Source organism: Embleya sp. NPDC050154 (genome assembly GCF_044460165.1).
Lineage (GTDB): Bacteria > Actinomycetota > Actinomycetes > Streptomycetales > Streptomycetaceae > Embleya.
On the sequence record NZ_JBITJP010000008.1, the window covers coordinates 336,702 to 358,370 of the forward strand.

The following is a 21,669-nucleotide window of genomic DNA, read 5'->3' on the forward strand; positions in this document are numbered from 1 at the left end:
GCACGGGCACTGGATGTCGCCGGTCAGCCGAACAGGCCCTTGAGGGTCTCCTCGTGAGCGGTGCGCAGCTCGCTCAGCGCCACCGTGAAGTGGCCCTGGAAGTCGAGCGTGTCACCGTCGACCACACCGATCCGCGCGCACGGCAGGCCGCGCACCTTGCACATGTCGGAGAAGCGCAGTTCCTCGCTCCGCGGCACCGCGACGATCGCCCGGCCCGCCGACTCGCTGAACAGCGCGACGGTCGGGTCGAGGTCCTCGGCCAGCACCACCCGGGCGCCGTGGCCTCCGGCCAGGCACGCCTCGACCAGCGCCTGGGCCAGACCGCCGTCGGCGAGGTCGTGCGCGGCGTCGATCATGCCGTCCCGCGAACCCGCGATCAGGACCTCGGCAAGCAGCCGCTCGCGCTCCAAGTCGACCCTCGGCGGCAGGCCGCCGAGGTGGTCGTGCGCCACCTGCGCCCACGCCGAGCCGGACAACTCCTCGTGCGTGTCGCCCAGGAGCAGGATGATCTGCCCCTCCTCGGCGAAGCCGATCGGCGTGCGCCGCTCGACGTCGTCGATCACACCCAGCACGCCGACCACCGGCGTCGGGTGGATCGCCGTCTCGCCGGTCTGGTTGTAGAACGAAACGTTGCCGCCGGTGACCGGCGTGCCCAGGATCTGGCATGCGTCCGCGAGACCGCGCGTGGTCTCGGCGAACTGCCACATCACCGCCGGGTCCTCGGGCGAGCCGAAGTTGAGGCAGTCGGTGACGGCCAGCGGCTTGGCACCGGTGGTGGCCACGTTGCGGTACGCCTCGGCCAGCGCGAGCTGCGCGCCGATGTACGGGTCGAGCTTGCAGAAGCGGCCGTTGCCGTCGGTGGCGAGCGCGACCCCCAGGCCGGTCTCCTCGTCGATCCGGACCATGCCGGAGTCCTCCGGCTGGGCCAGCACGGTGTTGCCGAGGACGTAGCGGTCGTACTGGTCGGTGACCCACGACTTGTCCGCCAGGTTCGGCGACGCGACGACCTCGAGCAGGGTGGCCTTGAGCTCTTCGGCCGTGCCCGGGCGCGGCAACCGCTCGGCGGCGTCCGCCTGGAGCGTGTCCTGCCACTGCGGGCGCGCGAACGGCCGCTCGTAGACGGGGCCTTCGTGCGCGACGGTGCGCGGCGGCACGTCGACGATCTGCTCGCCGTGCCAGTAGATCTCCAGCCGGTCGCCCTCGGTGACCTCGCCGACGACGGTGGCGATCACGTCCCACTTGTCGCAGATCTCCATGAAGCGGGCCACGTGGGCCGGCTCAACGACCGCGCACATGCGCTCCTGCGACTCGCTCATCAGGATCTCTTCGGGCGAGAGCGTGTGGTCGCGCAGCGGGACGGTGTCCAGCTCGACCCGCATACCGCCGGAACCGGCCGAGGCCAGCTCGGAGGTCGCGCAGGACAGGCCCGCACCGCCGAGGTCCTGGATGCCCGCGACCAGGTGCTCGCGGAACAGCTCCAGGGTGCACTCGATCAGCAGCTTCTCCTGGAACGGGTCGCCGACCTGGACGGCCGGACGCTTGGCCGGGCCGTCGGCGTCGAAGGTCTCCGAGGCCAGCACCGAGACGCCGCCGATCCCGTCGCCGCCGGTGCGGGCGCCGTACAGGATCACCAGGTTGCCCGCGCCCGAGGCCTGCGCGAGGTGGATGTCCTCGTGCTTCATCACGCCCACGCACAGCGCGTTGACCAGCGGGTTGCCCTGGTAGCAGGGGTCGAAGACGATCTCGCCGCCGATGTTGGGCAGGCCCAGGCAGTTGCCGTAGCCGCCGATGCCCGCGACCACGCCGGGCAGCACGCGCCGGGTGTCGGGGTGCCCGGCCGCGCCGAAGCGCAGCGGGTCCATCACCGCGACCGGGCGGGCGCCCATCGCCAGGATGTCGCGCACGATGCCACCGATGCCGGTCGCGGCGCCCTGGTACGGCTCCACGTAGGACGGGTGGTTGTGCGACTCGACCTTGAAGGTCACCGCGTAGCCCTGGCCGACGTCGACGACACCGGCGTTCTCGCCGATGCCCACGAGCATCGCGTCGTTGGCGGGCATCTTGTCGCCGAACTGGCGCAGGTGCACCTTGCTCGACTTGTACGAGCAGTGCTCGGACCACATCACCGAGTACATCGCCAGCTCGGAGGAGGTCGGCCGGCGGCCGAGAATCTCCCGGATGCGCGCGTACTCGTCGGGCTTGAGGCCGAGTTCGGCGAAGGGCTGCTCGACCTCGGGGTGGTCGACCGCGTTCTTGACGGTGTCCAGGCTCATCAGGCGTTCACCAGGCGCTTCAGGATCGAGGTGAAGAAGGGGAGGCCCTCGGTCGTCGGACCGGTCAGCGGTTCGACCGCGTGCTCGGGGTGCGGCATCAGGCCGACCACGTTCCCGGCGGCGTTGCTGATGCCGGCGATGTCGCGCCGCGATCCGTTCGGGTTGACGTCGAGGTAGCGCGCGATCACGCGGCCCTCGGCCTCCAACATGTCCAGGGTGCGCTCGTCGGCGACGAAACCGCCTTCACCGTTCTTGAGCGGAACGGTGATCTCCTGCCCCGGCGCGAAGTCCGACGTCCACGCGGTGGACACGTTCTCGATGCGCAACTTTTGGTCGCGGCAGATGAAGTGCAGGTGGTCGTTCCGGGTGAGCGCGCCCGGCAGCAGGTGGGATTCGCAAAGAATTTGGAAACCGTTGCAGATGCCCAATACCGGAAGGCCGGCTTGCGCTTGCTCGATCACCGATTCCATGACCGGCGAGAAGCGCGAGATGGCTCCGCAACGCAGGTAGTCGCCGTACGAGAAACCGCCGGGGAGGACGATCGCGTCGACCTGCTGGAGGTTCTTGTCCTTGTGCCACAGGGCGACCGGCTCGGCGCCGGCGATACGCACCGCGCGCCGGGCGTCGCGGTCGTCGAGCGAGCCGGGGAAGGTGACGACGCCGACGCGGATCGTCACTTCCCCTCCTCCGCCTCGACGCGGACCACGAAGTCCTCGATCACGGTGTTGGCGAGGAACGACTCGGCGGCTTCGCGGATGCGGGCGAGGGCGGCCTCGTCGACCGGTCCCTCCAGCTCCAGTTCGAAACGCTTGCCTTGGCGGACGTCGGTGATTCCGTCGAATCCCAGACGCGGCAGCGCGCGCTGCACGGCCTGCCCCTGGGGATCGAGGATTTCCGGCTTGAGCATGACGTCGACGACGACGCGTGCCACAGGCACTCCCACTGTGATGGTTCGGGCCGGTCCGTATCCGGGATACGGGGGTTCGGACCCTGCTGCTGGATCGGGCCGGTCGACGCCGGCACCCGATGGATCGGCGGTATCAGGGTACCGGCCGGCTCCGGGAGGCCGTTCCGGCGCCAAGTTATCCACAGCTTTGGAGTTGTCCACAGGGGAGTCGACCCGGTCAAGATGCCGCTAAATCACCATCAAACGGGCAATGCGCCTCACTCGGGGCTCGCGCGAGCTCGACTCATCGTCGCGTTGTCCACAGGCTGTGGATCACGCGCCGGCCCGGCCTGCGGACACGCCCGTGCGCGCGCGGCGAGAGGAATATCTCGCGTATCGTGAAAACGAATCGCCGACCGGTAAATTAGCGCTTACCGAACCGAAGAACAGCGGACGACACCGCTACGGTTCGCGTTTAGCGCTTAGACTCGGCAATGTAGTTTTGTTTTTCGCCTCGGTGCTATCACCCGAGAGGACACCGCCATGGCCCAGCGTGTAGTCGTCAGCCTGCACGACGACATCGACGGAAGCGAGGCCACGGAAACCATCCGTTTCGGCCTCGACGGCAAGTCGTATGAAATCGACCTTTCGGAAGAGCACGTTCAGCAGATGCGGGATGCCCTGGCTCCTTATCTCGCGGTCGCGCGGCGCACCGCGCGCACGGGAAAGCCGTTCCGCCAGACGACCGTCACCTCCGACCCCGCGGCGGTGCGGGCCTGGGCTCGTGCACGCGGCATGGACGTGCCCGCCCGCGGGCGCATCCCGGCCCGCGTGTACGCGGAATTCGAGGCCGCCAACACCGCCAACTGACGGCAGCACCGTCCCGGGCGTCGGGCTCGATCGACGCCCCACCGGGCCTTTCGGCCCCCGTTCCGCACCTGTCGGCGGGACGGGGGCCGGGCCGTCCCGGAAGAACTTTCCCGGCAAATGCGGACATCTGTAGCGATCCGACTCCGGAGCGTACTCGGCACCTCCGGGGGTCCTATAGAGTTCTCTTGCACCCGGGAAACCGGGGAACACACGCAGGCGTAGCTCAGTGGTAGAGCGCCCCCTTTCCAAGGGGGAGACGCAGTGTTCGATTCCTGTCGCCTGCTCTGCTCGGCCCCTCGAACCGAGGTCGGTGGCAACCACCTCCGCGGATCGGGTAGGGTTGGGACACAACGCGGGGCCGAAACCCCGAGTCGTGCGGACGTGGCTCAGTTGGTAGAGCATCACCTTGCCAAGGTGAGGGTCGCGAGTTCGAATCTCGTCGTCCGCTCCATAAGAAGGCCGGATCACTTCTGTGATCCGGCCTTCTTGTCATCCGCGCTTGTCGTCCCTACCTGTCGGCCGCGCGGAATGCGGCGCACCATCCGTGGGCCGGCCGATCCGTCGTCGGCCCGGGGCGACCGGGGCCGACGACGGATCGGGTCACCGGGTCAGGCCCAGCGCCGTCCGGTCAGACGCTCGTACGCCTCGACGTACTTCTCGTGCGTGCGCTGCACGACCGCCTCGGGCATGGCGGGTGGCGGGGTGTCCGCCGCGCGATCCCAGCCGGACTCGGACGACGCCAGCCAGTCGCGCACGTACTGCTTGTCGAAGGACGGCTGGGCGTGCCCGGGCTCCCACTCGTCGGCGGGCCAAAAGCGCGACGAGTCCGGGGTGAGCACCTCGTCGGCCAGGACGAGGCCGCCCTGCGGGTCGAGGCCGAACTCGAACTTGGTGTCGGCCAGGATGATCCCGCGCTCGCGAGCGATGTCCCGGGCCCGGCCGTACACGGCCAGCGTGGCCCGGCGCAGCGTGGCGGCCAACTCGGCGCCGTGGTGCTCGGCGACGTACTCGTACGAGACGTTCTCGTCGTGCTCGCCGACCTCGGCCTTGGTCGCCGGGGTGAAGATCGGCGCGGGCAGTTCGGAGCCGTCGGTCAGGCCCTCGGGCAGCGCGATGCCGCACACCGTGCGCGAGGCGCGGTACTCCACCAGGCCGGATCCGGTCAGGTAGCCGCGGGCGACGCACTCCACCGGCACCATGTCCAGGCGGCGGCACACCAGCGCGCGGCCGGCCCAGTCGGCGGGGGCGCCGGCCGGCACCTCCGTGGAGATCACGTGGTTCGGGTACAGGTCCGCGAGCAGGTCGAACCACCACAGCGACATGCTGGTGAGGATCCGGCCCTTCTCCGGGATCTCCGGGTCCAGGACCCAGTCGAAGGCCGACATCCGGTTGCTGGCCACCATCACGAGGTTGCCCTCGGCGTCGGTGTACAGGTCGCGCACCTTGCCGGTGTGGATGTGGGTCAGACCGGGGACCTCGACCGGCTCGGGCTTGGTGACGAATCCGCTCACTGAAACCAGCGCTTTCTTGGGTCGTGGTGGGGTGAGGCGAGTCTTTCACGACGCCTTCCACGCCCCGACGGCCCCGACGGCGTCGAACCGGTCGCGGCCGTGCGCGGCCGTGCGCCGACGAGGGCACGCCTCAGGCGGCCGAGCCGCCCGGGTGCACCGGCTCTCGGGTGGCGATGCCGATCCGGGCCAACCAGGTGCGCAGCGGGGCGTCGTTGCCCTCGTCGACGGCGCGGGTGATCAGGGTCGCCAGGTCGACCGCGTGGCCGCTTCCGTCGACCAGGACCGGGCCGTCCAGCCAATCCACCGCCGGGTGCATCCGGCCGGTGTCCAGGGCCGCGCACGCGACCACCGCGAACAGGTGGTCGGCGGCCTTGCGGTGGTCCTCGTCCGGATCCCGGCGCAGCACCGCCAGGGCGTCGTCGACCGGGGCCGCGAACGCCTCGGCCCGGGCCCGCCAGACCGGCTCGATGACCGCCTCCGGGTACTCCGCCCAGTCGACCGGGTCCGGGGTCGGCCCGTCCGCGAAGATGCCCGCCGCGAGGCGGGAGATCTCGCCGTCCATGGCGACCGCGTCGGTGAGCAGGTCGCTGGCGGGCCGCTCGGCCAGGCGCGCGCCGAACGCGTTCGCCAGCTTGTCCCGTCGGGAGAGCTCGGTCAGCGCCGACACCACGCCCGCCATCAGCGCGTCCGGATGCCGCCCGATCGTCCACGCGGGGGCGGCGAGCCGGGTCAGCAGCCGGTCCCAGCCCGCGTAGGCCAGGCCGACCTGTTCGTGCGCGGTGGCCCGCAGCTCCGGCTCCAGCGGGATGGCCAGCGCCGCCGCGCCGACCGCGATCTCGCGCTCCATCAGTTCGGCGTGCCCCTGGCACAGGCCGAGCAGTTGGCGGGCGAACGCGCGGGAGGCCCGCCGGGCCGGGCGCAGCGGGACCGGGCCCAGCGGGCGGCGCACGTCGGCGACCGCGTCCAGCCGGCGCACCCAGCGCCGCGCGCCCGCGACGGCCGGTTCGGCGGAGGCCTCGGTGCCCGCCACGACCGGCGCGAGCAGCGCGCGCAGCTCGCCCACCCGCAGCCACCACAGGAAGGGCGCGCCGATCACCAGCACGGTGCGCCGGCGCCGGCGGGGGTCGGGTTCCAGCCAGCTGTCGCATTCGGGGCACAATCGAATGCCGTCGGGTGCCGGCACGTGCAGTTCCTCGGCCAGCTCGCGCACCATCGCGTGCAGCTCCGGGGCGTCCCGCGGGCCCAACGTGATCGCCGGGACACCCGTCCTGCGCACCAGTGCGAGGTCGAGCGCGACCCACGCGAGCACCGCCACCAGGGCCACCGCGAGGGTGGCCAGCAGCGTGCCCGGGGCGCTCTCGCCGAAGTTGCGCGAAGCGCCGTAGAGCAGCAGGCCTGCGGCCGTGAGCGCGGCAAGGACAGCGCCGTTGCGCACCCACAGCACCGCGCGCGCCAGCGCACGCGCCTCGGCCGGCGCAAGCGGTTCGGCCGACTCGCCCACACGCATCGCCCCCATCCGATCCTGGATCCGGGGATCACTCGTCCGGGTCGTCGGTCACGACCCGCGGTGCTCGCACGATAATGCGACGAGTTCGGGTGTTCAGCCCCTTCGGGCCGAACACCATCCCTGCGAGTGAGATCCGGGGCCGGACGGCTGCGTGGGTTTGAGCCGACCGATGACGGGACCGAACGGCCGAATTCAGCCGTTCGGGACGCGGTCCGCGATGCTGATCTCGCCCCGGATCGCCTTGGCCGCGATGTCGGTGCGATGGTGCGAGCCGGGCAGGGCGATCAGCGCGACGCCCTCGTACGCACGTTCGCGTGCCTGTTCCAGGGTCGCTCCGGTGCCGGTCACCGAGAGCACCCGCCCGCCGGAGGAGAGCACCTCGCCGCCCTCGCCGCGACGGGTGCCGCCGTGCAGGACGTAGGTGTGCGGGAGCTTGGCGACCTCGGCCAGGCCCTTGATCGGGTCGCCGGTGCGCGGCGTGGCCGGGTAGTCCTCGGCGGCCACCACGACCGTCACCGCAGCGCCCTCGTGCCAGCGCAGCGGCTCCAGCTCGCCCAGGCGACCGGTCGCGGACGCGTGCAGGACGCCGGCCAGCGGAGTGGCCAGGCTCGCCAGCACGACCTGGGTCTCCGGGTCGCCGAACCGGCAGTTGTACTCGATCACGCGCGGGCCGCGCGAGGTCAGCGCCAGGCCGATGAACAGCACGCCGGAGAACGGCGTGCCGCGGCGGCGCATCTCGTCCACGGTGGGTTGGGCGACGGTGCGCACCAGGTCCTCGGTCAGGCCCTCGGGGGCCCACGGGAGCGGGGTGTAGGCGCCCATGCCGCCGGTGTTGGGGCCGGCGTCGTCGTCGCCGACCCGCTTGAAGTCCTGGGCGGGCTGGAGCGCGACCACGTCGTTGCCGTCGCACAGCACGAACAGCGAGACCTCGGGGCCGTCCAGGAACTCCTCGATCACCACCCGGTCGCAGGACGCGGCGTGCTCGCGGGCGACCTCGAGGTCGTCGGTGACCACGACGCCCTTGCCGGCGGCGAGGCCGTCGTCCTTGACCACGTACGGCGGCCCGAACGCGTCCAGCGCGCGGTCGGCCTCCTCGGGGGTGGTGCACAGGTAGCTGCGCGCCGTGGGCACGCCGGCCGCGGCCATCACCTCCTTGGCGAACGCCTTGGAGCCTTCCAGGCGCGCGGCGGTGCCGGACGGGCCGAAGCAGTCGATGCCCCGGGCGCGCACGGCGTCCGCGACCCCGGCGACCAGCGGCGCCTCGGGGCCGACGACCACGAGGTCGACGCCGAGTCGTTGGGCGAGGTCGGCGACGTCCCCCGCGTTGAGGGCGTCGACCTGGCGCAGCTCGGCCACCTGGGCGATGCCGGCGTTGCCGGGCGCGCAGTAGACGGCGGAGACCGCGGAGTCGAGGGAGAGCGAGCGGCACAGCGCGTGCTCACGGGCACCGCTGCCAATCACGAGGACCTTCACACCCGGCAGCCTAGTGGGGCGCGCGGCGGGCATCGAACTCAGGCGAAGACCACCATCGCGCCCAGCGTCACGCTCTCCTGGGCGGCGGCGTACAGGGTCGCCCACACGAATCGCTCGCGGGCGAAGGGCGCGCCGTCGTAGGTGGGCGTGGGTCGGGGCGGGTCGAGCAGGTCCACGCCGATGTACGGGGCGAGGTCCTCCAGCTCGCGCAGCATGCCCAGGCTCGATCCCAGCGGCCCGCCGTCCTCGGGCAGCGGGTCGTCCATCAGCGGCTGCGGGAAGTCGACCGGCAGGTAGGCGCCGGCGTGGTCGTAGTGCCAGACCAGGTGGGAGAACTGGGCGGCGGCCTCGAAGGTCTCCAGGAGGCGGTCGTAGTCCTCGCCCAACTGCTCCACCGGGGTGACCGGGAACCCCGTGCGGTGCAGCAGGTAGGCGCGGCGCAGGTAGTGCAGCGACTCGTGGTCGAACGCGCCGGCCAGACGCACCTCGGCGGTGCCCGGCTGCCACGTGCGCACCGGCACGGCCGGCAGGCCGTTGCCGACGAGCGCGGCGTCGTAGGCGGCCAGTTCGTCGCGGAACGGATTCTCCGGGTTGTGACACAGCGCGTCCACGAGCGGAACGAGCCAGACGTCGCAATCCACGGTGCAGCTCCCGGTCTTGTCGGTGCGGGTGGCGTTCAGGGCGCCACCGTACCGCCCTGGGGCACGGCGATCGTCAGCGCGCGTCCGCGAGTTCGCGAGCGAGCCGGCGGCCGACCGAGGTGTAGTCGCGCATCAGCGCCATCGCGCCCTCCGCGTCGCGTCGCGCGACCCGGTCGGCGAGTTCGCGGTAGCGGCCCCAACCGGACTCGGTCGGCGGCGCCTCGCGCAGGTAGGGAACGATGTACATCCAGGCTTGGACCCGCAACACGGCCAGTACGTCCGCCAGTCGGCGATTGCCGCTCCAGCGCCCGAGTTCGCCGAAATAGCGGCGATCGAGCAGGGCCACCTCCGAGACGTCCCCGTTCCAGCGCGCCCCGTCGAGCCGGTCGCCCAGCGAGCGCAGTGTGGGCATCGCCTCCTCCGGCGCGGTGCGCGCGACGCGGCCGATCAGCGGGACGCCCAGCAGTCGGCGCGACTCGACGATCTCGGCGAAGTCGGTCCAGGTGAAGGTGCACACCTGGAAGCCGCGGTGGTGGCCGCCGAGCAGCAGGCCCTGCGCGGCCAGTTGGATCAGCGCCTCGCGTACGGGGGTTGCCGACACCCCGAAGCGCTGCGCGGTCTCGTTGACGGTGAGCGAGGTACCGGCGGCCAGTCGTCCGGTCACCAGGTCGTCGCTGAGCACCTCGGCGATCTCCTGGCGCAGGCTGGTCCGCCGCAACGGGGCCTGCCCGCCGGTGGGATCGGCCACGCCGAAAAGCAGGCCGCCGTCTAAAACACTGCCCTGTGCCGACTGCACGCGGTCTCTTCTCGCCGGCCGTCGGCACCGTCGCGCCGACGGGCACCCGTCCGATCAAGTCGATCGCGTCGATCATATGAACGGATATCCGATTTGGGGAGCAACGTGCCCATCCGATTTCGCCCGCGACGTCGGGAGTCGGCCGCCGAACGCCCGGGGATCGCACCGAGGGCACGCGAAAAAGCCGTACCCGCACCGGTCGGGGTGCGGGTACGGCTTTTCTCGACGGTCCGGTTCGAGCGCCCCGGGCGGGTCGACCGAAACCTGACGACCGATCAGGGCGGGGTCAGACGCAGAACGCGTCCGCGACGGTCAGCGCCTCGTCCAGGATGGCCAGGCCCTCCTTGACCTCGGCCTCGGTGCTCGTGCACGGCGGCACCACGTGGGTGCGGTTCATGTTCACGAACGGCCACAGACCCCGGGCCTTGCAGGCCGCGGTGAACTCGTTCATCGGCTGCGCGGCCGGGCCGGCGGCGTTGTAGGCGACCAGCGGCTCGCGGGTCTCCTTGTTCTTGACCAGTTCGATCGCCCAGAACACGCCGAGCCCGCGCACCTCGCCGATGCTCGCGTGCCGCTCGGCCATCGCGCGCAGTTCGGGTCCGATCACGTTCTTGCCGAGCGACTTGGCGTTCTCGACGATCTTCTCCTCGCGCATCGCGGTGATCGTCGCGACGGCGGCGGCGCACGCGAGCGGGTGACCGGAGTAGGTCAGGCCGCCGGGGTAGGGGCGCTCGCGGAAGGTCTCGAAGATCCGGTCGGAGATGATCACCCCGCCGAGCGGGACGTATCCGGAGTTGACGCCCTTGGCGAAGGTGATCAGGTCGGGCGTGATGCCCCAGTTGTCCACCGCGAACCACGCGCCGGTACGGCCGAATCCGGCCATCACCTCGTCGGCGATCAGGATGATCCCGTACTTGTCGCACAGCGCCCGGACACCGGCGAGGTAGCCGGCCGGCGGCACCAGGATGCCGGCGGTGCCCACCACGGTCTCCAGCACGATCGCGGCGATCGTGGCGGCACCCTCGAACACGATGGTGTTCTCCAGGTGCGCCAGCGCGCGCTCGCACTCTTGCGCCTCGCCGTCCGCGTGGAAGGCGGAGCGGTAGGCGTACGGGCCCCAGAAGTGCACGATGCCGGACACGCCGGTCTCGTTCGGCCAGCGGCGCGGGTCGCCGGTCAGCGCGATCGCGTTGGCGGTGGCGCCGTGGTACGAGCGGTAGGTGGAGAGCACCTTGTGCCGGCCGGTGTGCAGGCGCGCCATCCGGATCGCGTTCTCGTTCGCCTCGGCGCCGCCGTTGGTGAAGAAGACCCGGTTCAGGTCGCCCGGCGCGAGCTCGGCGATCAGCCGCGCGGCCTCGCTGCGGGCGTCGTTGGCGAAGGCCGGCTGGACCATGCACAGCTTGTCGGCCTGCGCCTTGATCGCCGCGACGACCTTGGGGTGTTGGTGCCCGATGTTGGTGTTGACCAACTGGGACGCGAAGTCCAGGTACCGGTTGCCGTCGTAGTCCCAGAAGTAGGAACCCTCGGCACCCGCGACCGCCAGCGGGCTGATGAGCCCCTGTGCGGACCAGGAGTGGAAGACATGGGCGCGGTCGGCGTCGTAGACGGCCTTCCCGGCCGCCGGGTCCAGAGTGCTCATGCGGCCACCCTACGGCGGGACAAACGACGTCCGAACCCGCAGGTTGTCAACGATCACGGGGCCCATCCGACAGTGTGTCGGACGGGCCCCGCAGTGCCTCGTCGCCCGCTACTTGCCGCGGAGCAGGCTGTTGATCTCGATGGTCTGCGTGCGGCCGGGGCCGACGCCGATCGCCGAGATCGGGGCACCGGACATGTCCTCCAGGGCCCGAACGTACGCCTGCGCGTTCTTGGGCAGGTCGTCGAAGGTCTGCGCGCCGGTGATGTCCTCGGTCCAGCCGGGGAGCTTCTCGTAGATCGGCTTCGCGTGGTGGAAGTCGGTCTGCGACATCGGCAGTTCGTCGTGCCGCACGCCGTCGATGTCGTAGGCGACGCAGACCGGGATCTCCTCCCAGCCGGTCAGCACGTCCAGCTTGGTCAGGAAGAAGTCGGTGAGCCCGTTGACCCGGGTCGCGTAGCGCGCGATGACCGCGTCGAACCAGCCGCAGCGCCGGTCGCGACCGGTGGTCACCCCGCGCTCGTGGCCGATCCGGCGCAGCGCCTCGCCGTCCGCGTCGAAGAGTTCGGTCGGGAACGGTCCGGCACCCACACGCGTGGTGTACGCCTTGAGGATGCCGATCACGCCGGTGATCTTGGTCGGGCCGATGCCGGATCCGGCACACGCGCCGCCCGCCGTCGGGTTGGAGGACGTCACGAACGGATACGTGCCGTGGTCCACGTCCAGCAGCGTGCCCTGGCCGCCTTCGAGCAGGACGACCCTGCCCTGGTCCAGGGCCTGGTTCAGGACCAGCGTGGTGTCGGCGACGTACGGCTTGAGCTGCTCGGCGTAGCCGAGGTATTCCTCGACCACTTCCTCCACGCGCAGCTCGCGGCGGTTGTACATCTTGACCAGCATCTGGTTCTTGTCCGACAGCGCGCTCTCGACCTTTTGGGTCAGGATGCCGACGTCGAACAGGTCCTGGACGCGGATCCCGACCCGGTTGATCTTGTCGGCGTAGGCCGGGCCGATGCCGCGCCCGGTGGTGCCGATCCTGCGCTTGCCGAGGAACCGTTCCGTCACCTTGTCCAGGGTGCGGTGGTACGGCGTGATCAGGTGCGCGTTGCCCGAGATGAGCAACTTGGAGGTGTCGATGCCGCGTTCGACCAGGGTGCTGATCTCGTGCAGCAGCACCCCCGGGTCGACCACGACACCGTTGCCGATGACGGGCGTGCACTCGGGCGTGAGGATGCCGGAGGGCAGCAGGTGGAGGGCGTACTTCTGATCGCCGATGACAACGGTGTGGCCGGCATTGTTGCCGCCCTGGTACCGGACCACGTAGTCGACGGATCCGCCGAGCAGGTCGGTAGCCTTCCCCTTGCCCTCGTCTCCCCATTGGGCGCCGACGAGTACGAGTGCGGGCATGAGGCGTACACCCCTTCCAGGCGGGGCATGTTTGACAACGGGAGCCCCGGACGGTCCAAGCCCCTTGACGCGGTGCGCGGCAAGGGGCTCTTGCGGGGAGAGGTTACCTGAGGAAGGACGACCGGTGTCGGCCGAGCGCTCGCTGCTCGTGATCACGGACCCTGCGGCTCGCTCGGCGGACGGCGAATCCGTCCGGGTCGCGCTCGATGTTCTGCGGGCCTGCGCCCCCAGCAAGATCGTCATTCCCACGGACACCGCCGACCTGCAGCGCGCGCTCGCGCGACGGGGCCGTCGGCGTGTCGTGGTGATCGGCGGGGATGCCGGTGTGCACGCCGTGGCCCGTTTACTGGATCGCCAGGGAGAGCTCGGGGACACCCCGTTGGGCATCGTCCCGGTGGACACCGGGAGCGGCCACAAACTGGCCGAGGCGCTCGGCCTCCCGGCCGAGCCGGCCAAGGCGGCACGCGTGGCGTTGGGCGAGAACGAACGTTCCTTCGACCTGATGTCGGACGACCTGGGCGGCCTCGCGCTGCGTTCGATCCGGATCGGCCACGGGGTGCGTTCCACCCGTCCCGCGCCGGTGCGGACGGTGCCCGGACGCGGTTGGCGCGGGCTGGTCGACCACGCCGTGCGGACCGTGTCGAGCACCGTCGGCGCGGCGGTGGGGCCCTCGGGTCACCGGCTGCGGATCGAGGCGGACGGGTGTGTCGTAGCCGACATGGATCGGCCGGTGTTGTCCGTACACCTGGGCTGTGACGGCTCGGTGACACCCGGGTCGAAGATGACGGAAGTCACGTCGAACGGGCCCGGCACCGGCAACGCCGGCAACGGGACGAAGAGTGCGAACGGGACGAACGGTGCGGGGTTCGCGAGCGTGATGATCACCGGTCATCCCGGTGCCGCCCGGTTCGGCGCGGCCCAGGCCCGGGACGCGCTCGTGCAGTTGCGCGCACACGAGATCACCGTGTGCGGTCGCGACTTCACCTACGCGGCGGACGGCATGGCGACCGGGCCGGTACGGCTGCGCACGTGGACGGTACGGCCGAGCGGCTGGCGGCTGTTCGTACCGGCGTAGCACCGCGTCGAAACCGCGGGCCGAACGCCGGCCGGGCCAAAGGATCCGGCCCGGCCGGGCGTTCGGGGCCACCTCGGCCCGAGGCCGGGGCCCGCTCAGCCTTCGAGCGCGTCCGCACCCGCCGGGCTGCTGTCCCGCAGGAAGATGGTGCAGCGCGAGTACTCCTCCTCCTCGCCGATGGACCCCGCCGCCCGCGCCAGCGCGTGCAGCGAGCGCAGGAAGCCCCGGTTCGGCTCGTGCTCCCACGGCACCGGGCCGTGGCCGCGCCAGCCGGAGCGGCGCAGCGCGTCCAGGCCGCGGTGGTAGCCGACCCGGGCGTAGGCGTAGGACTCGATCACGTTGCCCTGGGCGAACGCGGCGTCGGCCAGCTCGGCCCACGCGAGGGAGAAGGTCGGGAACTTCGCGGCCACCTCGACCGGCGGCACACCGTCCACGAGCAGCGCCAGCGGCTCGGGTTCCTCGGGCAAATAGGTGGGGTCGGGTCCGCCGAAGAGGTTCTGATCGATGGTCATGGGCCCATGATTGCCCATCACGATCGCCCGTCACGACGCGAAGCCCGCGACCTCGTGGTCGCGGGCTCCGGTCGGGCGGGGTGTGGCCCCGGCGGGTGCTACTTCAGCCGGGTGCCGGCGGAACGCAGGTCCCGGCAGGCCACGACGACCCGCTCGGCCATTCCGGTCTCGGCCGCCTTGCCGTACGAACGCGGGTCGTACAGCTTCTTGTTGCCGACCTCGCCGTCCACCTTGAGCACGCCGTCGTAGTTGCGCAGCATGTGGTCCGCGACCGGGCGGGTGAAGGCGTACTGCGTGTCGGTGTCGACGTTCATCTTGACCACGCCGTAGTCGAGCGCCTCGCGGATCTCCTCCAGGAGCGAGCCCGAGCCGCCGTGGAAGACCAGGTCGAAGGGCTTCTCCCGGCCGTACTTCGCGGCGACCGCGTCCTGGATGTCCTTGAGGATGCTCGGGCGCAGCTTGACGTTGCCCGGCTTGTACACGCCGTGCACGTTGCCGAACGTCGCGGCCAGCATGTACCGGCCCTTCTCGCCCAGGCCGATCGCCTCGACCGTCTCCAGCGCGTCGGCCGGGGTGGTGTAGAGCTTGTCGTTGATCTCGTTGTCGACGCCGTCCTCCTCGCCGCCGACGACGCCGATCTCCAACTCCATGATGATCCGCGCGGCGGCGCACTTGGCGATCAGCTCACGGGCGATCTCGAGGTTCTCGTCGAGCGGTACGGCCGAGCCGTCCCACATGTGCGACTGGAACAGCGGGTCCTGCCCCTTGGCCACGCGCTCGGCGGAGATGTCGATCAGCGGGCGCATGAACCCGTCGAGCTTGTCCTTGGGGCAGTGGTCGGTGTGCAGGGCGATGTTCACCGAGTACTTCTCCGCGACCACCTTCGCGTACTCGGCGAAGGCGACGGAGCCCACCACCATGTCCTTGACGGTGGTGCCGGACAGGAACTCCGCGCCGCCCGTGGACACCTGGACGATGCCGTCGCTCTCCGCCTCGGCGAAGCCGCGCAGCGCGGCGTTCAGGGTCTGGGACGAGGTCACGTTGATCGCCGGGTAGGCGAATCGACCGGCCTTCGCCCGGTCGAGCATCTCGGCGTAGACCTCGGGAGTTGCGATGGGCATGCGTCTGCTCCTCGTTGCTCAGCCAAGCGGTGATATGAGGGTTTTCGGACACGGATGGCCGTATCCCCGCTTGCCGCCCATCCTGGCAGACCGCTCCGAACGACACCGCATCCCGTCCTCCCCGTTCGGAGGAGCGGATGCGGTATCTGACGGTACGTCAGGTCGGCGTCGCGCGGTCGCGCCGAGCTCTCGGGAGGCTTCCGTACGAACTTGCGTCGGTGACGCAACCATCCCACCGGAGGTGCGTCCTGGGCAGTGAGAGCGGGCAAGCGGAGACACGGCGAGACGAACGTGCGGGGCCGGACGACACCGGCTTTCACGGCGTCCGCGGGCCCCGTCCGTCCTCGATTCTTTTTCCACAACCTTCCCCAAGGAGGCCCCCGGTCATGCGCATGACCGTTATGAGTTGATTTGCGGCGAAGGTGGTCGCGGTCTCCGCCCCGACCGCGCTTGCGAACGCCGGCTCGACGGGGCGCCGTCGCCGCCCGAACCGAGGTACGGGGAAAAGAACTTCGGTCGACCACGCAACCCTTCGGGGTGCGGCGCGTCACCAGGACACGGGCTGTGCACGGAGGGTGGGGACGGTCTCATGACAGCGAAGGGGGCGGCAGGGCTGTGGCGCTGCTGAGCATGCCGGCATTCGGGGGCGACCACGCGTCGCCCGGCTCCCCGTCGGAGGACCCGACAGTGCCCGACGCACCACGTCGTACGCGATTTCGGATCCTGCGCGGCGGCGAGGAACCGCCGGCCCGCCCGACGTTGACCGAGCTCTATCACGCCCAACGGCTCGGCATGGTCCGGCTGTCCATCCTGCTCGTCGACGATCTCGGCACCGCCGAGGACGTGGTGCAGGACGCCTTCACCGCGCTGTACCGACGCTTCGGCGAGGAACTGGACGACGTCGACAACGCGCTGGCGTACCTGCGCACCTCCGTGGTCAACCTCTCCCGCTCGGTGCTGCGGCGCCGGCGTACCGCCCGTGCCTACGTGCCCCCGCACGAACCCGACGCCTCCTCGCCCGAGGACGTGGTGGTCCTGTCCGAGGAGCACCTGCGGGTGCTCGGCGCGGTCCAGCGCCTGGCACCGCGACAGCGCGAAGTGCTGGTGCTGCGCTACTGGTCCGATATGACGGAGGCTCAGATAGCCGAGACCCTCGGGCTTTCCCGTGGAGCGGTGAAGTCCACGGCAAGCCGTGCCATCGACGCCCTCGAAAAACTCATGAAGGACGAACAGTCGTGACCGAACGCCATGCGCGCGACGAATCGATGGAGGATCTGCTGCGCGCGGCCCTGGCCTCGCGCGCGGACTCAGTCACGCTCGGCTCCCTGCGACCGCCGGGCCCACCCACCGCGAAGGACGCCCACCGCAGTCGGCGCACGAGGGTCGGCGTCCCCCTCGGCATACTGGCCGCCGTGGCCGCGGCCTTCGGCGGGGTGTCCCTGATCGGGGCACCACGACACCAGGCCGGCGCGCCCGCCCAGGGGCCGATGTCGGTGAGCGCGTTGCCGACCGCGGAGCGCACCGCGGCGCCCGAGGCGCCGGCGCAGGCCGCGCCGACCACGAGCGTCCCCCGAACCACCGCTCCCCCGGTGGATCCGGACCCGGATCCCGACTCGCCGTCGACGAGCGAGAGGACGCGGACGTCGCCTCCGCCGAGCCGAACCGGCACCCCCAGCACATCGACCACCACCCGGCCGGTCGACAAGACCTTCGGCGCGCAGGCGATCAAGGTGAACCTGCCGGCCGGATGGCACGAGCAGGCCGGCGAAGCCGACTCCGGCGGGGTCCGCCGCAGCCGCTGCTTCCTGGCCGCCGGGACGTCGGGGAGCGCGGTCACCTGCGATCTGAACTCCGTGGAAATCCGCGTCGACGAGTTGGACGGCCCGGCCCGGTGGAGCTACGCGACGACGATCGATCGCAGCCCGTACGGCTACGCCACCCAGCCGATCTGCGCGAAGGACGGGCGCCTGGTCGTGCTGAAGGACACCGAGACGATCACGGCCAAGGTGGTGACCAAGGAGAAGCGCACCGTCGGCGGGCGCGGCGCGGAGTACCGCGTGGTCTCGGTGACCTGCGCGGGCGGCCAGAACTTCAAGGTGCGCACCTGGTCGATCGTGGATCAGGGCATCGAGATCATGGCCACCGGCGCGGACGCCGGGACCGAGGGCGCGATCGACAGCCTGATCGCGTCCATCGACGCGACCGGCTTCAAGCCCCGCCCGTATTCGGCGCGCTGACCGCTCCGCGCGCCGCCGCCCGATCGGGCGCCGGTGGCCCGCCCCGCCGTCCGTTGGGGCGGCGGGGGCGGGCGTCGGGCCGGAGCGCCGGGTCAGTGGTCCTCGGCGACCCGTTGGGCGGCCTTGCGCGCCGCCACCAGGATCGGATCCCACACCGGCGAGAAGGGCGGCGCGTAGCCCAGGTCCAGGGAGGTCATCTCCTCCACCGTCATCCGGTGGGTGAGCGCGACCGCCGCGGTGTCGATCCGCTTCGCGGCGCCGTCCCGGCCGACGATCTGCACGCCCAGGAGCCGGCCGGTGATCCGCTCCGCGATCATCTTGACCTTCATCGAGCGCGCGCCCGGGTAGTAGCCGGCCCGGCCGGTGGACTCGATGGTCGCGGTCACGAACTCGAATCCGGCCCTCTCCGCGTCCTTCTCGCGCAGCCCGGTGCGGCCGATCTCCAGGTCGCAGACCTTGCTCACGGCGGTGCCGACCACGCCGGGGAAGGTCGCGTAGTCGCCGCCGATGTTGGTGCCGATCACCCGACCGTGTTTGTTCGCGTGGGTGCCCAGCGCGATGTGCTGCCGGCGGCCGGAGACCAGGTTGAGCACCTCGACGCAGTCGCCGCCCGCCCAGATGCCGTCCGCGGTGACCCGCATCCGCAGGTCGGTGCGCAGCCCGCCGCTCGCGCCCAGCGGCAGGCCCGCCTCGCGGGCGAGTTCGGTGGCCGGGCGCACTCCCAGGCCGAGCACCACGATGTCCGCGGGATAGCGGCCGTCGGCGGTCAGCACGGCGCTCGCCCGACCGTCCACCAGCTCGATCTCGCGGGCCTCGGTATCGGTCACCACGTCGATGCCCAGGCCCTCCATGGCCTCGTGCACCAGCGCGCCCATGTCCGGGTCGAGCGTGGACATCGGTTGCGCGGACCGGTCCACGACGGTCACCGACAGGCCCTTGTGGACCATCGCCTCGGCCATCTCGATGCCGATGTAGCCGCCGCCGATCACCACCGCCGTACGGTGCTCGGGGGCCAGCCAGTCGATCAGCTCGCGCGCGTCCTCCAAGGTCTGCACGCCGTACACGCCGGGCGCGTCGATGCCCGGCAGCGGCGGCCGCACCGGTACCGCGCCGGTGGCCAGCACGAGCTGGTCGAAGCCGATCCGTTCGGCCCGGCCACTGCCCAGGTCGCGGACCGCGATCTCGCGGCGATCCAGGTCCAGGCCCTCCGCCTCGACGCCCATCCGCAGGTCTATCCCGCGTTTGCGATGCTCCTCGGGCGTACGGGCGATCAGCGCGTCCGGACCGTCCACCTCACCCGACACCAGGTACGGGATGCCGCACGCGGAGTACGAGGAGAACCGGCCGCGCTCGACCACGACGATCTCCAGGTCGTCCTCGCCGCGCCGGCGCCTGGCCTGCGAGGCCGCGCTCATTCCGGCGGCGTCGCCGCCGATCACCACCAGCCGCTCGATGCCCACGTGCTGCCCCTGACTCTGTGTGCGTACGGGTGTCGCCGGGTCTGCGGGACCCCGCCCGACCGGCGCGCGATCGGCGCGCCATCACCCGGCAAGGTCCCGACCTCGTAATGATGCGCGGTTCACGACGGGGACGGGTGACGGGGCACGCGTCGCGCGGACTACCCTCCAGAGGTGGAATTCCAAGCTGTCAACGTCCTCGACGCGACGTCCCTCATCTCGACGTTCGGACTCATCGGCATTCTCGCGATCATCTTCGCGGAGACGGGTCTGCTGGTCGGGTTCTTCTTCCCCGGCGACTCGATGCTGTTCCTGGCCGGCGTCGCCGCGTCCTCGTCGGCTGAGGAGATCGTCGGCACGTCCATCTCGCTGCCCTGGTTGCTGGTCGGCGCGCCGGTATGCGCGATCGCCGGTGCCCAGCTCGGTCACTTCCTCGGCGCCCGGTTCGGCACCAAGATGTTCAACAAACCGGACTCGAAGCTGTTCAAGGCCGAGTACGTGACCAAGGCCGAGCAGTACTTCGAAAAGTTCGGCCCGGCCAAGGCAGTGGTGCTCGCCCGGTTCATCCCGATCGTCCGCACGTTCCTGAACCCGGTCGCGGGTGTTTTGGAGATGCCCGCCCGGACGTTCTTCGTGTGGAACGTCATCGGCGGCCTGGTGTGGACCGACGGCATCATCCTGCTCGGCTACAAGCTGGGCGACACGATCGGCAGCAGCATCGACAAATACCTGCTGCCGGGGGTGTTCGTCATCGTGCTGATCTCGTTGCTGCCGATCATCATCGAGGTCATTCGCAGCAAGCGTGAGGCGAAGCGCGAAGCGGCATCGTCGTCGGGTAGCTGAACACATACGCTCTGAAGCGGCGGCGCACATATGTGCGCCGCCGCTTTTTCATTGCCCGGACCACCCGTGTTAATCGGTCGTATCGAAATGCATCCGCGTACAACCTTTTCCCGGCGTCATGCGTCGTGTCGACCGCGACTATTGCGGGGAACGAAAACACCCTGCCCCCGGACGGGGACCGGGGGCAGGGCGGCTTTGGGAAGGGCAGCCACCGTCAGGCGGAGGCACCGTTTCGGCGGCGACGCGCGATGACGACGAAGCCCGCGCCCACGACGAGCGCGGTGCCGGCGGCGGCACCGATCAGCACCGGGGTGTTGCTGTCGTCGGCGCCGGTGGCGGCGAGCTCCTTGCCGGGCTTGACCGTGCCGGGCTTCGGCTTCGGCTTGGGCTGCGGCTTCGGCTTGGTCCCGGGGGTACCGGGGGTGCCACCGGGAGAGTCGGCCTTCGCGATCAGGAAGCCGAACGTGTCGGACAGCGCGAACGCGGAGCCCTCCTCGTCCTCGTCGAGGAAGCCGACGGTGGCGTTGAAGCCCAGGTTCTTGCCCAGCGGCGCGTCCTTGGTGACCGCGATCCGGAGCTGGATGGTGACCGACTTGCCCGCCGCGACCTGGTAGGGGGTCTCGACGTACTCGCCGTCCATCGCCAGGAAGCCGCCCACGGCGCCGTCCTCGTCGCCCAGCTGGGCACGCTTCCAGGTGGTGCCGTCCAGGTACTCCAGGACGATGTGCGACGCCTTCAGGCTCTTGTCGGCGTTCCAGAACTGGAAGCCCGGCGCGAGCGCGAGCGACTTCTTGCCCTGGTTGGTGATCGTGGTCGAGAACGGGGTCGCCTTCGCCCCGCCGACGAGCTTGCCCGGGAAGCCGTTGACCTTCGCGGAGATGCCCTCGCTGACGGCACCGCCACCGACGAGGACGGGCGGCACGTCCGCGTCGCCCTTCCCGGCGGCCGGGGCCGCGGTGGTCGGAGCGGTGCTCTTGGCGCCCGCTCCGGGCTTGTCCGCCTCGCCCTTGGGCGCCGCGGTCGAGGACGCGGTGCCGGACGGGGCGGTGGAGCTGGTCGAGCCGGCGGCCATCGCGGCGGGAGCGGCGAAAAGCGCGACCGAGGAGACCATGGCCGCGACGGCGGTCGTGGAAAGGCTGCGGCGCAACTGCATCAAGACCTCTTCGAATGGTGGAGCGGAGATGGCCGCCGGGTCGGACGGGGAACCGACCCGGCGGCCCGAGGGGAAAGAGCAGGGGTGTTTACGCCCCGTTCGGCGCGAATCGACTCAGCCGCGAGATCACGGCCGGCGCGCACGGGACGACATACACGAAGAATTCACACTTCCCCCCCGGGAAGTCCGGTCGGCGGACGCGCCGACGTCGGAACTGGTCCGACAATATCCGAGACCGCGAAAAAAGCAATGGCCGCCCCATGAATGCGCAAGG

Annotated in this window: 19 protein-coding genes and 2 tRNA genes; 7 read left to right on the forward strand and 14 right to left on the reverse strand. The window is 70.7% G+C overall.

Annotated features, from left to right (window positions below):
• Nucleotides 1-23: 23 nt before the first annotated feature.
• From purL to purS, 3 genes are read right to left on the reverse strand one after another with little or no spacing between them, the layout of a single operon-like run.
• Nucleotides 24-2,273, reverse strand: a complete 2,250-nt coding sequence (purL, locus tag ACIBSV_RS19760) for a phosphoribosylformylglycinamidine synthase subunit PurL (RefSeq protein ID WP_395864630.1) — start codon at nucleotides 2,271-2,273, stop codon at nucleotides 24-26.
• Nucleotides 2,273-2,950 (reverse strand): phosphoribosylformylglycinamidine synthase subunit PurQ, encoded by a 678-nt coding sequence (gene purQ / locus ACIBSV_RS19765; protein ID WP_395864632.1) that lies wholly within the window; start codon nucleotides 2,948-2,950, stop codon nucleotides 2,273-2,275. Before purQ ends, purL begins: the two co-directional genes overlap by 1 nt.
• Entirely contained in the window at nucleotides 2,947-3,204 is a 258-nt protein-coding gene (gene purS, locus ACIBSV_RS19770; protein WP_391589184.1) for a phosphoribosylformylglycinamidine synthase subunit PurS, read from the reverse strand. Before purS ends, purQ begins: the two co-directional genes overlap by 4 nt.
• 498 nt (nucleotides 3,205-3,702) lie before the next feature.
• On the opposite strand from purS, the gene ACIBSV_RS19775 reads away from it, so the two are divergent.
• The 3 genes from ACIBSV_RS19775 to ACIBSV_RS19785 all read left to right on the forward strand — a co-directional run bounded on the left by ACIBSV_RS19775 (nucleotide 3,703) and on the right by ACIBSV_RS19785 (nucleotide 4,480).
• Complete coding sequence (locus ACIBSV_RS19775; RefSeq protein WP_126636576.1) at nucleotides 3,703-4,029, forward strand: Lsr2 family protein; 327 nt, start codon at nucleotides 3,703-3,705, stop codon at nucleotides 4,027-4,029.
• A gap of 212 nt (nucleotides 4,030-4,241) precedes the next feature.
• A tRNA-Gly gene (locus ACIBSV_RS19780) sits at nucleotides 4,242-4,313 on the forward strand.
• Between the two features lie 91 nt (nucleotides 4,314-4,404).
• Nucleotides 4,405-4,480 (forward strand) — tRNA-Gly (locus ACIBSV_RS19785).
• A gap of 157 nt (nucleotides 4,481-4,637) precedes the next feature.
• Here ACIBSV_RS19785 and ACIBSV_RS19790 read toward each other — a convergent pair.
• The 7 genes from ACIBSV_RS19790 to ACIBSV_RS19820 form a co-directional block, all read right to left on the reverse strand.
• Nucleotides 4,638-5,540: a phosphoribosylaminoimidazolesuccinocarboxamide synthase gene (locus ACIBSV_RS19790; protein WP_395864634.1), complete on the reverse strand. Its 903-nt coding sequence runs from the start codon at nucleotides 5,538-5,540 to the stop codon at nucleotides 4,638-4,640.
• A 130-nt stretch (nucleotides 5,541-5,670) separates the two neighbouring features.
• Nucleotides 5,671-7,047 (reverse strand): hypothetical protein, encoded by a 1,377-nt coding sequence (locus tag ACIBSV_RS19795; protein ID WP_395864636.1) that lies wholly within the window; start codon nucleotides 7,045-7,047, stop codon nucleotides 5,671-5,673.
• A gap of 192 nt (nucleotides 7,048-7,239) precedes the next feature.
• Nucleotides 7,240-8,520, reverse strand: a complete 1,281-nt coding sequence (gene purD, locus ACIBSV_RS19800) for a phosphoribosylamine--glycine ligase (protein WP_395864638.1) — start codon at nucleotides 8,518-8,520, stop codon at nucleotides 7,240-7,242.
• 38 nt (nucleotides 8,521-8,558) lie between these two features.
• Nucleotides 8,559-9,161, reverse strand: coding sequence for a hypothetical protein (locus ACIBSV_RS19805; protein ID WP_355545100.1), 603 nt, complete (start codon nucleotides 9,159-9,161; stop codon nucleotides 8,559-8,561).
• Between the two features lie 73 nt (nucleotides 9,162-9,234).
• Nucleotides 9,235-9,957 carry a GntR family transcriptional regulator gene (locus tag ACIBSV_RS19810; RefSeq protein ID WP_395864640.1) on the reverse strand — a complete coding sequence of 241 codons (723 nt, stop codon included), beginning with the start codon at nucleotides 9,955-9,957 and terminating at the stop codon, nucleotides 9,235-9,237.
• A gap of 286 nt (nucleotides 9,958-10,243) precedes the next feature.
• Nucleotides 10,244-11,596 (reverse strand): aspartate aminotransferase family protein, encoded by a 1,353-nt coding sequence (locus tag ACIBSV_RS19815; RefSeq protein WP_395864642.1) that lies wholly within the window; start codon nucleotides 11,594-11,596, stop codon nucleotides 10,244-10,246.
• 108 nt (nucleotides 11,597-11,704) lie between these two features.
• Entirely contained in the window at nucleotides 11,705-12,997 is a 1,293-nt protein-coding gene (locus tag ACIBSV_RS19820) for an adenylosuccinate synthase (RefSeq protein WP_395864644.1), read from the reverse strand.
• A gap of 124 nt (nucleotides 12,998-13,121) precedes the next feature.
• On the opposite strand from ACIBSV_RS19820, the gene ACIBSV_RS19825 reads away from it, so the two are divergent.
• Nucleotides 13,122-14,072: a diacylglycerol kinase family protein gene (locus tag ACIBSV_RS19825; protein ID WP_395864646.1), complete on the forward strand. Its 951-nt coding sequence runs from the start codon at nucleotides 13,122-13,124 to the stop codon at nucleotides 14,070-14,072.
• A 95-nt stretch (nucleotides 14,073-14,167) separates the two neighbouring features.
• On the opposite strand, the gene ACIBSV_RS19830 is transcribed toward ACIBSV_RS19825, so the two are convergent.
• Nucleotides 14,168-14,584, reverse strand: coding sequence for a DUF3151 domain-containing protein (locus ACIBSV_RS19830; RefSeq protein ID WP_395864648.1), 417 nt, complete (start codon nucleotides 14,582-14,584; stop codon nucleotides 14,168-14,170).
• A 98-nt stretch (nucleotides 14,585-14,682) separates the two neighbouring features.
• Complete coding sequence (gene fbaA, locus ACIBSV_RS19835; protein ID WP_395864650.1) at nucleotides 14,683-15,705, reverse strand: class II fructose-bisphosphate aldolase; 1,023 nt, start codon at nucleotides 15,703-15,705, stop codon at nucleotides 14,683-14,685.
• A gap of 615 nt (nucleotides 15,706-16,320) precedes the next feature.
• On the opposite strand from fbaA, the gene ACIBSV_RS19840 reads away from it, so the two are divergent.
• Together ACIBSV_RS19840 and ACIBSV_RS19845 are read left to right on the forward strand one after the other, a co-directional pair.
• Complete coding sequence (locus tag ACIBSV_RS19840) at nucleotides 16,321-16,944, forward strand: SigE family RNA polymerase sigma factor (RefSeq protein WP_395864652.1); 624 nt, start codon at nucleotides 16,321-16,323, stop codon at nucleotides 16,942-16,944.
• The gene (locus ACIBSV_RS19845; protein WP_395864654.1) at nucleotides 16,941-17,942 is read left to right on the forward strand and encodes a hypothetical protein; all 1,002 of its coding nucleotides are present in this window, start codon (nucleotides 16,941-16,943) and stop codon (nucleotides 17,940-17,942) included. The genes ACIBSV_RS19840 and ACIBSV_RS19845 overlap by 4 nt, the downstream gene beginning before the upstream one ends.
• 92 nt (nucleotides 17,943-18,034) lie before the next feature.
• Here the strand turns inward: ACIBSV_RS19845 and ACIBSV_RS19850 are convergent, their stop codons facing one another.
• Nucleotides 18,035-19,402 carry an FAD-dependent oxidoreductase gene (locus ACIBSV_RS19850; RefSeq protein ID WP_395864656.1) on the reverse strand — a complete coding sequence of 456 codons (1,368 nt, stop codon included), beginning with the start codon at nucleotides 19,400-19,402 and terminating at the stop codon, nucleotides 18,035-18,037.
• Between the two features lie 171 nt (nucleotides 19,403-19,573).
• Here ACIBSV_RS19850 and ACIBSV_RS19855 point away from each other — a divergent pair, with 171 nt between their 5' ends.
• Complete coding sequence (locus ACIBSV_RS19855) at nucleotides 19,574-20,242, forward strand: DedA family protein (protein WP_395864658.1); 669 nt, start codon at nucleotides 19,574-19,576, stop codon at nucleotides 20,240-20,242.
• Nucleotides 20,243-20,456: 214 nt separating this feature from the next.
• Here ACIBSV_RS19855 and ACIBSV_RS19860 read toward each other — a convergent pair whose 3' ends face one another.
• Nucleotides 20,457-21,395, reverse strand: a complete 939-nt coding sequence (locus ACIBSV_RS19860) for an LPXTG cell wall anchor domain-containing protein (RefSeq protein ID WP_395864660.1) — start codon at nucleotides 21,393-21,395, stop codon at nucleotides 20,457-20,459.
• Between the last annotated feature and the right edge of the window lie 274 nt (nucleotides 21,396-21,669).

Bases quoted from the DNA above. Each gene is read 5' to 3' on its own strand.
- fbaA (WP_395864650.1), bottom strand. From the start codon at position 15,705: ATGCCCATCGCAACTCCCGAGGTCTACGCCGAGATGCTCGACCGGGCG.
- ACIBSV_RS19795 (WP_395864636.1), bottom strand. From the start codon at position 7,047: ATGCGTGTGGGCGAGTCGGCCGAACCGCTTGCGCCGGCCGAGGCGCGT.
- ACIBSV_RS19820 (WP_395864644.1), bottom strand. From the start codon at position 12,997: ATGCCCGCACTCGTACTCGTCGGCGCCCAATGGGGAGACGAGGGCAAG.
- purL (WP_395864630.1), bottom strand. From the start codon at position 2,273: ATGAGCCTGGACACCGTCAAGAACGCGGTCGACCACCCCGAGGTCGAG.
- ACIBSV_RS19775 (WP_126636576.1), top strand. From the start codon at position 3,703: ATGGCCCAGCGTGTAGTCGTCAGCCTGCACGACGACATCGACGGAAGC.
- ACIBSV_RS19815 (WP_395864642.1), bottom strand. From the start codon at position 11,596: ATGAGCACTCTGGACCCGGCGGCCGGGAAGGCCGTCTACGACGCCGAC.
- ACIBSV_RS19860 (WP_395864660.1), bottom strand. From the start codon at position 21,395: ATGCAGTTGCGCCGCAGCCTTTCCACGACCGCCGTCGCGGCCATGGTC.
- ACIBSV_RS19830 (WP_395864648.1), bottom strand. From the start codon at position 14,584: ATGACCATCGATCAGAACCTCTTCGGCGGACCCGACCCCACCTATTTG.